Source organism: Flavobacterium sediminis, from assembly GCF_003148385.1.
Lineage (GTDB): Bacteria > Bacteroidota > Bacteroidia > Flavobacteriales > Flavobacteriaceae > Flavobacterium > Flavobacterium sediminis.
On the sequence record NZ_CP029463.1, the window covers coordinates 173,376 to 187,952 of the forward strand.

The following is a 14,577-nucleotide window of genomic DNA, read 5'->3' on the forward strand; positions in this document are numbered from 1 at the left end:
CAAAAAACGAATTATTATGCGCTATGTTATTGCCTTTTTCTTTCCGTGGTTAAGCCTCATGCTACAAGGTAAGATCTTATCGGGAATTATTTGTTTGCTATTACAGCTCACCATCATCGGTTGGATCCCCGCTTTTTTATGGGCGGTAACTTCATTAAACCGAATGTATGCCGACAGGAGAACGAATAAGATCATTAAAGAAATGAAGTCGAAACACGTCTAATTGTATGGCGAGATATTCTGTTGTTATCCAACCCGGCGATTTGTGCATTGAACAAATCAGACAGATGAAAGAACAACTGGCCGTTGAGATCGGTTGGTATAACAGTAAGAATTCATTAGCACATATCACCGTAAATGAATTTGAAAAAGACGAAAAAGAACTTGAACAAATTAAAAACAAGCTTTCCGACATTGCAAAATTTTTAAAAGCACAACCCGTCAAATTTGATCATTTCAATACGTTTTCTAACGGTGCATTCTTTTTGGCTCCCGATGACGATTCGAAACGGTATTTAAAAGAAATTATGCTTGCTGTTCATCAGCAGTTTCCCTACCCTATAAAAATAAAAAGTAACGAGCCTCATATTTCCATCGGGCGTCGAATTACTCCTGAAAATCTTGCAAAAGCCGAAGCATTATTTCAGGAAAAACCAAACCTTAGTTTTCTTTGTGATAAGATCGCTTTGCGCATTTTTAATGAAGAAAGAAAACAGTTCGATATTTTGGAAACCTTTCCCTTTTTAGACGAAAAAAAATCCCGATTGATTCAAGGCAGCTTATTTTAAGCAGTGATTAAAAATATGTAGTTTTGCAACTTCTTAAACGAATTTAAAATGAGTACTACCCAACCCGAAATGGAATTTCAACCGAATAATACCAACTTATTAACTTGTATAAAAGCTTTTCGAGAGAACCAAAACCAAGACACTTTTATGGCTGTTTTGAACGAATTGCAAGGCAATAATGCTTTTTTACTCATTCCAACCACAGAACCTATTGTCGGTAAAGATAGAAATGAAGAAGGTTGGTCCACTATCGAAAAGGGAACTCAAATGTCATTTACCTCTGTTTTTGAAGTCGACGGACAAAAAGTATTAGGTGCTTTTACTTCTCAGGAAAAATTAATGCATTGGGCAAACGAAACCAAACCCTTTGCTTCGCTTCCTGCAAAAGATATATTGGAAATTGCCATGCAAAATGACATCGAGCGTATTGTGATCGACAGCAACCAAGAGACGATGTTTGTTTTGGGCAGAAGCATCGCAAAATAAACTATCCTTTGAGCAAATTAATACTAACCGTTGCGTAGTCTGCTTCCGGATATTTTTTGAAATACAAAGAATCGGGTTGTAAACCGGCTTCGGCTGCAATTTTGTGTAAAACATCAATTTCAACAATAAATTGATCAGAGAAACCATGCGTAGCATCATACGCCGTTGCGGCTGTTTTTCCTCTATTTTGCGCGGTTAATTGTGGTGCAATCGTATGCAATTCTATGATTAAAAGTCCGAACTTTTTCACATAAGGCGACCATTTTTTAAAATGTTCAAACAGGTTTTCTTCTACCAAATTATTGGAAATTCGGGCGCCGCGATGTGCAAAAGCTCCGGTTGAAGTAGAAACCCGACTTGGATTGCTATTCTTTGGATTTTCCCAAATGCGATTATGGTCTAAAAAGGTACGAACGTTCAGCAAATCGGCTAAATCAATCGTGTAATTTTCTTTTAAATCTTTGGCTAACAAATCGGGTTGACCAATATCACCCCAAACCACTTTTGCCCAAATATCGGCTTTTATCAAATTGGCACGAGTTACTTTCAAAGCCGCCTGATTGTAATCGGCTCCTACTAAAAACAACGGGTAATCGTCTAACAGTTTGCCGCGTAAGGTTTGGCGTTCAATCACTTCAAAAATATGTTCCAAAAAAGCACCGTTTCCACATCCCATATCCAAAATACCTTTGGGCTGCTCCTGTATCGGTTTGTTGAATAACTCGATAATAATATCATCAATCACTTTAAAATAGGTAGAATGCGCTCCACCACTACCCCAAACATTCATTTCCCGATTCACGTGCTTTTCTTCTTCATGAACCGCTATTTCCCGTAAAACCGATGCATTGCCAAACAACATTTGGTTCAGGTTCTTAAACATGGGCAAATACGAAACTGTCACTCCGTAAGCAGTTGCTCTTTTAGCAAAAAACAAACCGGTTTCCGTAAATTGATAATTTCCGTTTTTTCGGCTAAACCAATCCAACGAAACAAAGAAATCCAAGATCACTTTGAACGCTTCCGGTTCTTTGTGAAATTCTTCTGCACTGAAAGACGTTTCCATAAAATATTTATGAAACATTCCCGTCATTCCTAAACTCACCGCAATGGGCGCTACCAAATAACCTTCTAAATGTTTAACAATTTGTTTTTGAACCTCCGTTTGTGCCAAAGCTTTCTTTTGATGATAATCGTCAAACAAATTTTGCAATCGGGATAAATGCTCACTCGTGATCTTTACTGAAGTAAAAAAATCGGTTTCTTCTAACATTTTAACCGTAGCTTCGTACCAATGAAAATGAGCAAACGCTTCTTTGGAATTGGCATTCAAACTAATCGTGATGACTTCTTTTGCTGTATCTAAATGATAGTCCAAAAAACCTTGCGAAGCCAAAACCCGTAAAGCCACATTCAGATATCCTTCATTGGCGTTAAACTGTTCGGTAAGCTTTTGTAAATCGACAGACGTTTGATCGAGCAATTCTTGTAAAACACCACTTTGTAATAAATAATACGCCGTAGGCGCAGTAACCAATCCGTCTAAATGCAGGAAAAGATGTTGGCGTAAATCATTTTTATGGACAATCATAGCATGCTTTTTCTCAAAGTTAGTGATTTTTTTAATTGCCTTTTCAGATTTTATCTCTAACAAAAAGCTGTCTGTTTCCACAGACAGCTCTTTATATTTTATAGTTCAGAATTTTACAAACTGCTAGTATCTAGCAATTGTAGATCTTCTGCATCCAATTGTAATTCAGGTGCATCAAACAAAGTTTGTAGTTGATTTTGACTCGTTGCACTAACAATAGGTGCGGTAATTGAAGGGTGAGCCAATAACCAAGCTAAAGCTACTGTTGCCGGTTGGCTGTTGTGTTTAGCTGAAACCTCATCCAATGCTTTTAAAACCGCTAAGCCTTTGTCGTCCATATATTTTCGAACGCCTTCTCCTCTGACACTTTTACTGAAATCAGCCTCTGTTCTGTATTTTCCGGTTAAGAATCCTGCGGCTAATGCCCAATACGGAAAAACACTCAAATTGAATTCTTTGACCAAAGGCTCATAATCGCTTTCAAATTTTTGACGTTCCACTAAATTATAATGTGGTTGTAAAGCCACATATTTCGGAAAGCCATTTTTTTCGGCTACGTCAAATGATTCGCGTAAACGTTCCGGTGAAACATTAGACGCCGCTATGTAACGAACTTTTCCGGCTTTTACAATTTCGGCATAGGCTTCCATCGTTTCTTCAACCGGTGTTGTGTCATCATCAAAATGCGTATAATACAAATCAATGTGATCGGTTTGTAAACGTTGTAACGATTCGTCCACGGATTTTAAGATATGCTTTTTACTGATGTCAAATCCATGTTCTTTGGTTTGCGAACCTACTTTGGTTGCAATCACCATTTCGTTGCGGTTTCCGCGTTGTTTCATCCAATTTCCGATGATGGTTTCCGATTGCCCTCCTTTTCCGTTTACCCACCATGAATAGGTATCGGCTGTATCAATAAAATTGAAACCCTTGTTGTGAAAGGCATCTAAAATAGAGAAAGATTGTTTTTCGTCGAGTGTCCAACCGAATACATTTCCACCGAAATTAATCAGTGCAATTTCTAAATCGGTATTTTTAATTATTATTTTTTTCATATGATCTATAAAACTCTGATTATTTTATTTTTAAGGATTTTAAGCGTAACGAATTGGTAATTACCGAAACGGAACTAAAACTCATCGCTACAGCGGCCAACATTGGTGACAATAAAATACCGAATACCGGAAACAACACGCCAGCCGCTACCGGAACGCCTAATAAATTGTAGAAAAAGGCAAAAAACAGATTTTGTTTGATGTTTTTCATCACGGCATTACTCAATTGGTGTGCTTTTACAATATTTTTCAAATCACCGTTAACCAAAGTCACATCAGCACTGTTGATAGCTACATCGGTTCCGGTTCCCATGGCAATCCCTATTTGGGCTTGTGCCAATGCCGGCGAGTCGTTAATACCATCGCCTGCCATCGCTACAATTTTTCCTTCTTTTTGGTAGTCTTGAATCACCTGAAGTTTATCTTGCGGTAAACATTCGGCTTTGTATTCGTCCAATCCTAATTCGTTAGCTACAGCTTTTGCCGTAATCGGATTGTCGCCAGTCAACATTACCACTTTTATACCTTGCTCTTTAAAGTACTGCAAGGCTTCTTTACTGGTTGTTTTAATCGCATCGGCAATGACTACAAAACCCCACAAGGTTCCGGCAACTGCTAAAAAAGAAACGGTTTTGCCTTGTGCTTGTTTTTCCTTTACTTTTTGCAACACCACATCGGTAATCGAAATTTTGAATTCTTGAAGTAAACCTATATTTCCGATCAAAACTTGCTGATCGTTCCAAACGGCTTTCACTCCTTTTCCGGTAACCGATTCAAATTGGTGTACCGAATCTAATGCTATATTCTTCTGGTGCGCAAAAGTAACCGTAGCATTTGCCAAAGGATGCTCACTATTTTGATTAACAGATGCTAAGACTTTTGTAAATTCTTTTTCGTTAGTTCCGTTTACTACTTCAATACTTTCTACAGAAGGTTTTCCTTCGGTTAGTGTTCCGGTTTTATCCACTAAGACTACATCAATTTTGTGTAAGGTTTCCAGCGCTTCCGCATTCTTGATTAGCACTCCCAACTGAGCCCCTTTACCAATTCCCACCACAACCGACATAGGCGTAGCCAGACCTAAAGCACAAGGACAAGCAATGATTAACACCGCAATAGCATTTACAAAAGCATATACCATAGCCGGTTGCGGTCCGAAAATTGCCCAAATGATAAACGTAAGGATGGAAACACCAACAATAATGGGTACAAAATATTTAGAAATGGTATCGGCTAATTTTTGAATAGGCGCTTTAGATCGTCCCGCTTGGTTCACCAGTTCAATAATTTGAGACAACAACGTTTCCGAACCCACTTTTTCGGCTTTCATTAAAAAAGATTGGTTGGTATTGAGTGTTCCGCCGATTAGCTTATCGCCTTCTTTTTTATCAATCGGTAAAGGTTCTCCGGAAATCATGGATTCGTCAATAGTTGCATTGCCTTCAGTTAATATTCCGTCTACCGGAATTTTTTCGCCCGGCTTAACTCTCAAGATATTTCCCACTACAATTTTATCGATAGCGACTCTTTTCTCTGTTCCGTTTTCCCAAAGCGTTGCTTCGGATGGCGCTAATTTCAACAATTCTTTTAAAGCCGTATGGGTTTGCGTATGCGCTCTGGCTTCTAACAATTGTCCGAGCAGAACTAAAGTCAGGATAACAGCCGTAGCTTCAAAATACAAATGTACACTGCCATCGTGTGCTTTTAATTCGTCCGGAAAAATGGTCGGAAAGAACAAACCGATGAGACTGAATACAAATGCGGCTCCTGCCCCGATCCCAATTAAGGTAAACATATTCAAATTCCATGTGATAATGGATTTCCAAGCTCGTGTAAAGAACATCCAACAAGTGTAAAACACAACGGGTAACGTAAGCAAGAACTGAATGTAATTCCAATAGCTTACATCCATAATATCATACAACGGATTGTGTGGCAACATACCACTCATGGAGATAATAAAAACGGGAATGGTGAAACAAAGCGACAGAATAAATTTGCACCTTAAGGAATTGTAAACTGTATTCTCTTCTTCATCTTTGGGTTGTTGTAACACTAAATCCATTCCGCAGATGCTGCAACTTCCCGGTTCGTCGGAAACAATCTCGGGATGCATCGGACAAGCATACAAAGCCTTTGGTTTAGCAGCAGGTTGTTCTACTAAATCCATTCCGCAAACCGGACAACTTCCGGGTTTGTCGTATACTTTATCGCCTTCGCAAAACATGGGGCAATAATACACTCCATTGCCTTTCTTTTTGGGTTGTTGCGGTTGGTGATGGTGGTGTGGCATAGCATGCTCATGGTATTCTGAAATCGAATAATGCAATCCATCTCTCAAAAAAGCATCTTGTAATTGCTTAATGGTAATATGAGAAGACATTTCAATTTCGGTTTTACCTGTGGCAAGGTCAATAGTGATATTTTGTATTTCCGGAAAAGACTGCAAGGTTTTTTCCACGCTTGCCTGACATCCTTTGCAGGACATTCCGGTGACTTGATATTGATGTTTCATGGTTAGCTTTTTAGAATTTCGTTGTAACGAAATGTTTTAGGTTGAAAAACTATTCCCTCAAAGTTACCAAAAATGAAACAGCCTGACAAAAATTTAGCGTTCTGTTAAGATTATAAAAAAACACCGCTTCTTTAATTTTTTGAAGCGGTGCATTTATTAGAATTTAGTTTCCCATTGCAAACCACTGATATCTACTAACTGTATCTTAGCTACCTGATTTTTTATTTTCTGAAAATCATCGGAAACAAAATTCAAAGTAGCTTTGGCACCTAACGGCAATACCAAACTATGCTTTCCGGCTTTTACCTGAGCTATATAATAATTCTGAATAGCGTTAGCTTTTAGTTCGGCAAGTTCTTCCTGAGTCTTGGTCCAAAGCACTTCATTTTTTTCATCTAATAAGTTAATCGCAATTACAAATGAACCGTATACATCGGCTCCTTCTACCCGATAAACATCCAGTTGCAGAGCATTTGATGTCAGAACTACATTGGAAATTTCGACTTTAGGTTTTACAGATTTGTTGTGCAACGTTCCCCAGAGTCCTCCGTGAAAAACCTGATTTGTATATAAGGTAAGACCAAAGATAAACAAGGCTATAAGCGGCACAACTTTATTCAATGTTGCTGTTGACCAAGGTAATTTTCCTGAGAAAAAATAAGGATACCAACGTTTCTTTGTAAAAGTGCTTCCCTTTTGTTCAAGCAAAGCATCTACAGAAAATAAACCTCCGCCAGCGAAAAACAATACGGCTCCGGATGCCACACCCAGCACTCCTATCTGCCATTCGTCCAAACAGGTAGTGCCCAACCAACCGGAACCCAATAAAATTCCCATAGCTAAACTCAGTACGCCTATACTCATTACACGTGTTGCTATCCCTAAAATGATCCCTAAACCGACTAAGGCTTCTATGATCGTAAAAGTGACCATTGCCCGGTGAAGTGCCTCCGGATGGGTTACCAGATATTCAATGATAGGTTGAATACCAATGGCATTAGGTAAAAAATGATTGAACTTTTGTCCGATGTAACCCGGTAATTCCGGATCTAATTTGTTTTCTAAAACAACTCTGCGCCAAAAGGCAGAAAAATAGGTCCAGCCCACTACTAATCGCAGACTTAATGCGAAAAGTGCAGCTAGATTATATGAAGATTCCTGTGTTTTCATATACTCTTGATTTTATTATTACTCTTTTTATCTCCCTAAGAATAGGGATAATCCAGGGTTCTAACTACACAAGATGAATTTTCAACTGTTGAAATAACACATAATAAGGAACTGTTATACCGGATTTCTGCTGAGGTAGAAAAGTAACTTTTTTTCCCGGTTCTTTAATTGAGATAAAACCCGTATAAAAGATATCGGCAGGTTCGTCTCCGCTAATTACAGGCAATACCTTTTTAACCTGCCATTGTTGTTTTTGATATACCTGTATTTGACATTCCTTTTTACAGGTTGTCTTAATTTGAAGGTTTGGCTTGGAAATTTCTAGATCAAAACTTTTTTCAATGAAATTGCGAACTTTACACGGAACCAGTAATAATAGCATTGCTAAAGCTACTACCTTGAAAAAAGAGAGTTGTCGTGTTTTCGTCTGTTTCATTCAATTACAAGTATTTGCTTTTTAATTTTACCAAGGGGTTTCGGTGTTTACCAATTCTTCTAAAAGTTGTGTTCTGGCTTTTTCAACATTTACGATGTCCAAATATTTAGCCCAATCGTCCTGATAGAGGATGTTCTTTATTTCTTTGATCCGTTTTGCAGTTTCAGAAGCGGTTCGCAGCAATCGCTCTTGATCGTTTGAAGCGTCTTTATGTTGGTAACTCACTTTTTGCTGAGTGAGATCCAACGTTATAAAAAACAACGCTGCCGTTTCATTATTGGTATAAAAATCCGTCCAATTGGCATAGCCGCAAACTACATTCTGATTTTTATATGCTGTTGTTTCAGATAATATCCAACGACACTTAGCTGCTCTGCCCCAATGGCTGGATCGTCTGTATACACCTTGCTCCGTAAAACAATATTCACTGCCCGATTTGCTTTTATATGTAAAATTCAGACTGGTCTCTTCTGTTGCTGTGATCTGCCTGAAAATACAAAATGTATGCTTATGGAAATTACTTCTATTGTACTGCTTCATACAAAAGTTTAACTGGTTTTGATCTTTAACAGCTCTTCTAGTCCCAGTTCTTTGATGGATATTTCTCTCATTTCTACTTTTCTGATCTTTCCGGTAATGGTCATCGGAAAGTTGTCTACAAATTTCCAGAACTTCGGCACTTTATAATGGGCTATCTGATCTTTACAGAACAACATTAGTTCGTGCTGCGACAAATCGGCTTCAGCTTTTAACTTTACCCAAGCCATGATCTCTTCACCGTATTTCTCATGCGGGATTCCGATTACCTGTACGTCTTCGATCAAATCGTGAGTATATAAAAATTCCTCAATTTCTCTCGGTGAAATATTTTCACCACCCCTGATGATCACATCTTTTATCCTTCCGGCTATATTGATATAACCTTCATCATCCATTACGGCTAAATCACCGGTGTGCATCCATCCTGCGTCATCCAGTACCTGATCGGTAGCTTCCGGGTTCTCCCAATATTTTAACATCACAGAATAACCGCGGGTACATAATTCGCCGGCTTCTCCTCGCTGTACAATTTCACCGTTCTCCGGGTTAACAATTTTAATTTCTAAATGATCCTGTACCGTTCCTACCGTACTTACCTGTTTTTCTAACGGTGCTCCTATAACCGTTTGTGTGGAAACGGGAGAGGTTTCGGTCATTCCGTAACAGATAGAGACTTCTTTCATATACATTTTAGACTGCACCTGTTTCATCACTTCTACCGGACAAGGCGAACCTGCCATTACCCCTGTACGTAAACTTTTCAGGTTGAAAGAATTAAAATCCGGCAACTGCAATTCGGCAATAAACATAGTCGGCACGCCGTAAAGCGATGTACATTGTTCTTTTTCTACTGCTTCCAAGGTTAATCGAGGTTCAAAACTTTCGGCCGGAATAACCATAGTTGCCCCCGATGTGGTACAGGCTAAATTTCCGATCACCATCCCGAAACAATGATAAAAAGGCACGGGAATACATACTTTATCACTATTAGTATAGTGTAACCGTTTCGCAATGAAATAGCCGTTATTCAAAATATTATGATGAGAAAGCGTCACTCCTTTAGGGAAACCGGTTGTACCGGAAGTATATTGAATATTAACCGGATCATCGAACTGAACTCCAGACTCGGCTTGTACTAACGTTTCATCGGAAACCGTTGTCGCCAAATCCAGAATCTTTTGCCAATCCTGATCCAGATATAAAGCCTGTTTTAACCTTTTACAGTATTTCTCAGACTTTTTAACTATTTTTTTATAATCGCTTGTTTTGAACTGTAATGCAGATATCAACAATTTAATACCGGATTGATTGACAACATAGATCAACTCGTTCGAGCGGTAAGCCGGATTTATGTTTACCAGTATTACTCCGATCCTTGCTGTAGCATATTGTAATAAAACCCATTCGTAACGATTAGGAGACCAGATCCCGACCCTGTCTCCAGATTGGACACCCAATGCTAAAAGTCCTTTGGCTAATTCTGTTGTTTGATCCCAAAATTCCTGATACGTAGCACGGTAATTTTGCTGAAGTGATACCAATGCCGTATTTTGGGGGTAATTCTCTACTGTTCGTTTTAAATTCTGACCAATGTTTTCTCCCAATAACGGAGTATCCGAAGGTCCGTTCACATATGCTATTGATGTCATCCTGTGTATTTTTATAAGGATAACAAATTTATAGTTATTTAACTAAAAATTACAATTATTAACAGTTTTTATTGGTTTATAACAGCCGAAACTATCATTATAGTTCATAACTATTAAAAATATTTTGACCTACTCCACTGTTTTTCAACAAATAAAAGTGTGATTTTACGGCTTCAATAGCCGGATAACAAGTATAAGGTAAATTGTACTCTGCGGCATATTTCTTTATAATAGGGGTAATATAAGGATAATAAGTATGACCTACTGTGGGAAACAAATGGTGTGCTACGTGGTGCGTAAAGCCTCCGTACAGAAAATCAGCTATCGGATTTCCGGCACTGAAATCTTTTGTTACCAGCATTTGGTGTTCAGCCCAAGTCAAATCAAATCTCCCATCTTCCGGTGGCAACGGAAAAACAGCATGTTCATCAACATGAGTTGATATCAAAGCTACCACGCCTAAAGCACTCGACAACAAATGCATTACAAACCAAGCTAAAAATACGGTTGAAAACTGTTGGTCCAATACCCAATAAGGGATCAATAACATATAGAAAATATTGAACACTTTGGCTGCAAAAAGTTTTACATACTCAAGAACGGGAATGGTATAAATTCTCTTCAGGTAATTGTCTTTTGTTCCAAAAAAATCTTTAAAATCCCTGCTAAACAACCATATTATGGTATAAAAAGGATATAAGAACCACATATAAATATGCTGGAATTTGTGAAACTTATACCACTTACTGTTCGGAAAAAGTCTCACCAGATCGCTTTGCTTGATATCACAATCCCAATTTTGCACATTCGGATAAGGATGATGCAATTCTATATGACGTCTTATCCATATTTCACTGTTAGAACCGAAAAGCTCCAATACATAACAGAACCATCTGTTTTGCTTAGGTGTAAAAAATACCGCTCCGTGGGCTGCATCATGAAATGAATTCACAAATAGCACGATCATTGTCCATCCCATCAGAATATAGAAAGTATATAAAAGCGGAGTACTGTTCCCAAACAACAGGATACATCCGTAGAATACAAAAAACAAAGCTAAGAGCCCCAGGGCTTTATAAATACTTTTATATTGTATCTTTTTATTTTTTAAAACGGTTTCCTGAACTTCTTTAACCAGTTTCTTAAAAAAATCATCTTTAGAAGCTCTAGCAAACATTGGCCTTTTTAAAGCGTCCATACAATAATATATAATTGATATCAGAGAAGTATTATTTCTAAGAGACAAATTTATTGTAATTGCCTGTCAAAAAAAAATAATATTTCGTTAATTTTATGTTTTGCGAACACCAAACAAAAGTTAATGTAACCGTTGTTACATACAATTAACCCCAGAAAAAACTATCTTTACATACCAATAACTCAAAACAGACTTGTAACTATAAAAAAATGGAAGAACTTCTAAAACAGGCATACGGCTATATTTTTGAAGAAGAATTATTAGACGAAATAGGCAAAGTTGCCATCTACAAAGAATTCAAAGCCGATGATTACTTAATTGAGATCGGCGATTATATAAAAACCATGCCCTTACTTTTAAACGGAGCCATCAAGATCCTGAGAGAAGACGACAATGGCGATGAATTGTTGCTTTATTTTCTGGAGCGCGGCGACACTTGTGCCATGACCCTGACTTGTTGCATGGGACAAGCTAAAAGTAAAATAAGAGCAGTTGCTGAAACTGATGGAACATTGCTTATGATCCCGGTTGAAAAAATGGAAGAATGGCTCACCAAATACAAAACCTGGCGCAACTTTGTTTTTGACAGTTACAACATTCGCCTTAAGGAAATGCTGGAAGCCATAGATACTTTAGCTTTCATGAACTTGGATGAACGCCTGTACAAATACCTGACAGACAAAGCAAAAGTATTAGGCAATACGGAGATCAATACTACTCATCAGGAGATCGCTTATGAGATGCACACTTCCAGAGTGGTTGTTTCCCGACTTTTGAAAAGTTTAGAACTTAAAGGAAAAATAAAACTGAACCGCAATAAAATCGAAATCCTAGAACTTTAATGGAAATACTAGGTTATTTAGGAGCATTACTGATCGGTTTGGTTTTAGGATTAACCGGCGGAGGCGGTTCTATGCTGACGGTTCCGGTTTTAACCTATCTGTTGCATATCAATCCGGTTACTGCTACTGCCTATTCTTTGTTCATTGTGGGGACGACTTCCGTAGTGGGTGCCATACATAATTACCAAAAAAAATTAGTAGACGTTAAAAACGGGATCATTTTTGCCATTCCGTCATTTATCGGTGTATATCTCACCCGAAAATTTTTAGTGCCTTTGTTGCCGGATGTGATCTTTCAAAACGAATGGATGACTCTGAGCAAAGGTTCTTTCTTAATGTTGCTCTTTGCGGTTATCATGCTCTTTGCCTCCTATTCCATGCTTAAAGCAAAAGAAACGAGCGAACAGCCCAAAGAGGTTTCCCTGTTTACCTTACTGATACAAACCTTCTTTATCGGGGTTCTTATCGGTTTTGTAGGAGCCGGAGGCGGATTTTTGATCATTCCGACACTGGTTTTATTCGCACATCTTTCAATGAAAAAAGCCATCGGAACCTCTTTATTTGTCATTTCCATGAACTCCCTGATCGGCTTTTTAGGAGACGTCCAGAACTTAGAGATCGACTGGAAATTCTTACTCAGTTTTACATTGGTTTCCATTGCCGGAATTTTTATAGGAACGTACCTTAATAAATTCATCAATGAAAAACAACTGAAAAAAGGATTTGCCTATTTTGTTTTAGCAATGGCGGTCTTTATTTTATTTAAAGAAATGTTATAATGTAACAGGAGTTACTGCTTTTTTACTAAAAGTTGACTAATTTTACACTTGAAAACTAAAAAATTGAATTATGAAAGTAGAACAAATTTATACCGGATGTATAGCACATGCTGCTTACTATATTGAAAGCAACGGCGAAGCTGCCGTGTTTGATCCGCTGAGAGAAGTACAACCCTATATAGACAGAGCTGAAAAAGATAATGCTAAAATTAAATATATTTTTGAAACGCATTTTCATGCTGATTTCGTTTCAGGACATTTAGATCTGGCTAAAAAAACAGGAGCACAAATAGTTTACGGTCCTACTGCTAAGCCGAATTTTGAAGCGATCATTGCTGAAGACGGACAAGAGTTCAAAATCGGTAACTATACCATTAAAGCCATTCATACTCCGGGACATACACTGGAAAGTACTTGTTACCTGCTAACGGATGAAAACGGCAAACAAAACGGAATTATTACCGGTGATACTTTATTCATCGGTGATGTAGGTCGACCGGATCTGGCGCAAAAGTTAGTGGAAGACCTTACTCAGGAAGTTTTAGCCGAAAAATTATTCCATTCGCTACGCGATAAGATCATGCCACTGGCAGACGACCTGATCGTATACCCGAACCACGGTGCCGGAAGTGCCTGCGGTAAAAACATGAGTAAAGAAACCACAGATACTTTAGGCAATCAAAAGAAAACCAATTATGCTCTGAGAGCTGATATGACCGTTGAGGAATTCAAAAAAGAATTACTGGAAGGTTTAACTCCTCCTCCGGCCTATTTCCCTCAGAATGTACTAATGAACATACAAGGCTATGAAAGTCTGGATAATGTAATGCAAAAAGCGAACAAACCGCTTTCTCCTGCTGAATTTGAAGCCGTAGCCAATCAAACAGATGCTATCGTTCTGGATGTCAGAAACGAAAGCGAATTTGTCAAAGAACACGTTCCGGGGTCTATATTCATCGGTTTACACGGTCAATTTGCACCGTGGGTAGGAGCTTTAATTAAAGATGTAAAACAACCGATCCTCCTCATTGCGCCGGAAGGAAAAGAAGAAGAAACCGTAACCCGTTTATCAAGAGTAGGTTTTGATCATACTTTAGGCTACCTGAACGGAGGCGTTGAAGCCTGGAAAAAAGCCGGTTTTGAAACTGATTCTCTACAATCCGTAAGCCCTGAAGAGTTTGCTAAGCATTACAAAGACGCTATTGTTATCGATGCCCGAAGACCGGGCGAATTTACGGCAGAGCATATTGTAAATGCTAAAAGTATTCCGTTAGATTACTTAAACGAACACTTAGCAGAAGTTCCTAAAGCCGAACCGTTCTATGTACACTGTGCGGGCGGTTATCGCTCAGTGATCTGGGCTTCGATCATGAAAGCCAGAGGCTATCACAACATGATCAATGTTGAAAAAGGGATGGGCGGTATTCGCGATACAAATGTTGAACTGACTCAATATGTTTGTCCGACCACTTTAAAGTAAAAAGATTCATTTTAAATAGAAAATCAGGCGATTTGCCTGATTTTT

At 38.3% G+C, this 14,577-nt stretch carries 14 protein-coding genes; 6 read left to right on the forward strand and 8 right to left on the reverse strand.

All coding sequences use genetic code 11. The features are described 5' to 3' along the window. The first annotated feature begins 16 nt into the window (after positions 1–16). From DI487_RS00825 to DI487_RS00835, 3 genes are read left to right on the forward strand one after another with little or no spacing between them, the layout of a single operon-like run. Complete coding sequence (locus tag DI487_RS00825) at positions 17–223, forward strand: YqaE/Pmp3 family membrane protein (protein WP_109567965.1); 207 nt, start codon at positions 17–19, stop codon at positions 221–223. 4 nt (positions 224–227) lie between these two features. Next, positions 228–788 carry a 2'-5' RNA ligase family protein gene (locus DI487_RS00830; protein ID WP_109567966.1) on the forward strand — a complete coding sequence of 187 codons (561 nt, stop codon included), beginning with the start codon at positions 228–230 and terminating at the stop codon, positions 786–788. 48 nt (positions 789–836) lie between these two features. Next, entirely contained in the window at positions 837–1,274 is a 438-nt protein-coding gene (locus DI487_RS00835; RefSeq protein ID WP_109567967.1) for an SseB family protein, read from the forward strand. 1 nt (position 1,275) lies between these two features. On the opposite strand, the gene DI487_RS00840 is transcribed toward DI487_RS00835, so the two are convergent. The 8 genes from DI487_RS00840 to DI487_RS00875 form a co-directional block, all read right to left on the reverse strand. Beyond that, complete coding sequence (locus DI487_RS00840; RefSeq protein WP_109570560.1) at positions 1,276–2,865, reverse strand: class I SAM-dependent methyltransferase; 1,590 nt, start codon at positions 2,863–2,865, stop codon at positions 1,276–1,278. A gap of 113 nt (positions 2,866–2,978) precedes the next feature. Then, on the reverse strand, positions 2,979–3,923 hold the full coding sequence (locus tag DI487_RS00845) for an aldo/keto reductase (protein ID WP_109567968.1): 945 nt from the start codon (positions 3,921–3,923) through the stop codon (positions 2,979–2,981). Between the two features lie 19 nt (positions 3,924–3,942). Continuing rightward, the gene (locus DI487_RS00850; RefSeq protein WP_109567969.1) at positions 3,943–6,438 is read right to left on the reverse strand and encodes a heavy metal translocating P-type ATPase; all 2,496 of its coding nucleotides are present in this window, start codon (positions 6,436–6,438) and stop codon (positions 3,943–3,945) included. A 156-nt stretch (positions 6,439–6,594) separates the two neighbouring features. Further along, complete coding sequence (locus DI487_RS00855) at positions 6,595–7,608, reverse strand: TQO small subunit DoxD (protein ID WP_109567970.1); 1,014 nt, start codon at positions 7,606–7,608, stop codon at positions 6,595–6,597. A gap of 64 nt (positions 7,609–7,672) precedes the next feature. Continuing rightward, complete coding sequence (locus tag DI487_RS00860) at positions 7,673–8,044, reverse strand: hypothetical protein (RefSeq protein ID WP_146193347.1); 372 nt, start codon at positions 8,042–8,044, stop codon at positions 7,673–7,675. A 27-nt stretch (positions 8,045–8,071) separates the two neighbouring features. Beyond that, on the reverse strand, positions 8,072–8,584 hold the full coding sequence (locus tag DI487_RS00865) for a hypothetical protein (RefSeq protein WP_109567972.1): 513 nt from the start codon (positions 8,582–8,584) through the stop codon (positions 8,072–8,074). An 8-nt stretch (positions 8,585–8,592) separates the two neighbouring features. Beyond that, positions 8,593–10,233: an AMP-binding protein gene (locus tag DI487_RS00870; RefSeq protein WP_109567973.1), complete on the reverse strand. Its 1,641-nt coding sequence runs from the start codon at positions 10,231–10,233 to the stop codon at positions 8,593–8,595. Positions 10,234–10,330: 97 nt separating this feature from the next. Continuing rightward, positions 10,331–11,410, reverse strand: a complete 1,080-nt coding sequence (locus DI487_RS00875; protein WP_245896472.1) for a fatty acid desaturase family protein — start codon at positions 11,408–11,410, stop codon at positions 10,331–10,333. Between the two features lie 230 nt (positions 11,411–11,640). On the opposite strand from DI487_RS00875, the gene DI487_RS00880 reads away from it, so the two are divergent. The 3 genes from DI487_RS00880 (at position 11,641) to DI487_RS00890 (ending at position 14,532) form a co-directional block, all read left to right on the forward strand. Further along, a complete protein-coding gene (locus tag DI487_RS00880; protein WP_109567975.1) occupies positions 11,641–12,273 on the forward strand; it encodes a Crp/Fnr family transcriptional regulator in 633 nt (210 codons plus the stop codon). Beyond that, entirely contained in the window at positions 12,273–13,052 is a 780-nt protein-coding gene (locus tag DI487_RS00885) for a sulfite exporter TauE/SafE family protein (protein WP_109567976.1), read from the forward strand. The genes DI487_RS00880 and DI487_RS00885 overlap by 1 nt, the downstream gene beginning before the upstream one ends. A gap of 70 nt (positions 13,053–13,122) precedes the next feature. Continuing rightward, positions 13,123–14,532, forward strand: a complete 1,410-nt coding sequence (locus tag DI487_RS00890; protein WP_109567977.1) for an MBL fold metallo-hydrolase — start codon at positions 13,123–13,125, stop codon at positions 14,530–14,532. Positions 14,533–14,577 lie beyond the last annotated feature (45 nt).

Excerpts from the sequence above, each read along its gene's own strand:
- DI487_RS00825 (WP_109567965.1), top strand. The coding sequence starts at position 17 with ATGCGCTATGTTATTGCCTTTTTCTTTCCGTGGTTAAGCCTCATGCTA.
- DI487_RS00830 (WP_109567966.1), top strand. The coding sequence starts at position 228 with ATGGCGAGATATTCTGTTGTTATCCAACCCGGCGATTTGTGCATTGAA.
- DI487_RS00835 (WP_109567967.1), top strand. The coding sequence starts at position 837 with ATGAGTACTACCCAACCCGAAATGGAATTTCAACCGAATAATACCAAC.
- DI487_RS00840 (WP_109570560.1), bottom strand. The coding sequence starts at position 2,865 with ATGATTGTCCATAAAAATGATTTACGCCAACATCTTTTCCTGCATTTA.
- DI487_RS00845 (WP_109567968.1), bottom strand. The coding sequence starts at position 3,923 with ATGAAAAAAATAATAATTAAAAATACCGATTTAGAAATTGCACTGATT.
- DI487_RS00850 (WP_109567969.1), bottom strand. The coding sequence starts at position 6,438 with ATGAAACATCAATATCAAGTCACCGGAATGTCCTGCAAAGGATGTCAG.
- DI487_RS00855 (WP_109567970.1), bottom strand. The coding sequence starts at position 7,608 with ATGAAAACACAGGAATCTTCATATAATCTAGCTGCACTTTTCGCATTA.
- DI487_RS00860 (WP_146193347.1), bottom strand. The coding sequence starts at position 8,044 with ATGAAACAGACGAAAACACGACAACTCTCTTTTTTCAAGGTAGTAGCT.
- DI487_RS00865 (WP_109567972.1), bottom strand. The coding sequence starts at position 8,584 with ATGAAGCAGTACAATAGAAGTAATTTCCATAAGCATACATTTTGTATT.
- DI487_RS00870 (WP_109567973.1), bottom strand. The coding sequence starts at position 10,233 with ATGACATCAATAGCATATGTGAACGGACCTTCGGATACTCCGTTATTG.
- DI487_RS00875 (WP_245896472.1), bottom strand. The coding sequence starts at position 11,410 with ATGTTTGCTAGAGCTTCTAAAGATGATTTTTTTAAGAAACTGGTTAAA.
- DI487_RS00880 (WP_109567975.1), top strand. The coding sequence starts at position 11,641 with ATGGAAGAACTTCTAAAACAGGCATACGGCTATATTTTTGAAGAAGAA.
- DI487_RS00885 (WP_109567976.1), top strand. The coding sequence starts at position 12,273 with ATGGAAATACTAGGTTATTTAGGAGCATTACTGATCGGTTTGGTTTTA.
- DI487_RS00890 (WP_109567977.1), top strand. The coding sequence starts at position 13,123 with ATGAAAGTAGAACAAATTTATACCGGATGTATAGCACATGCTGCTTAC.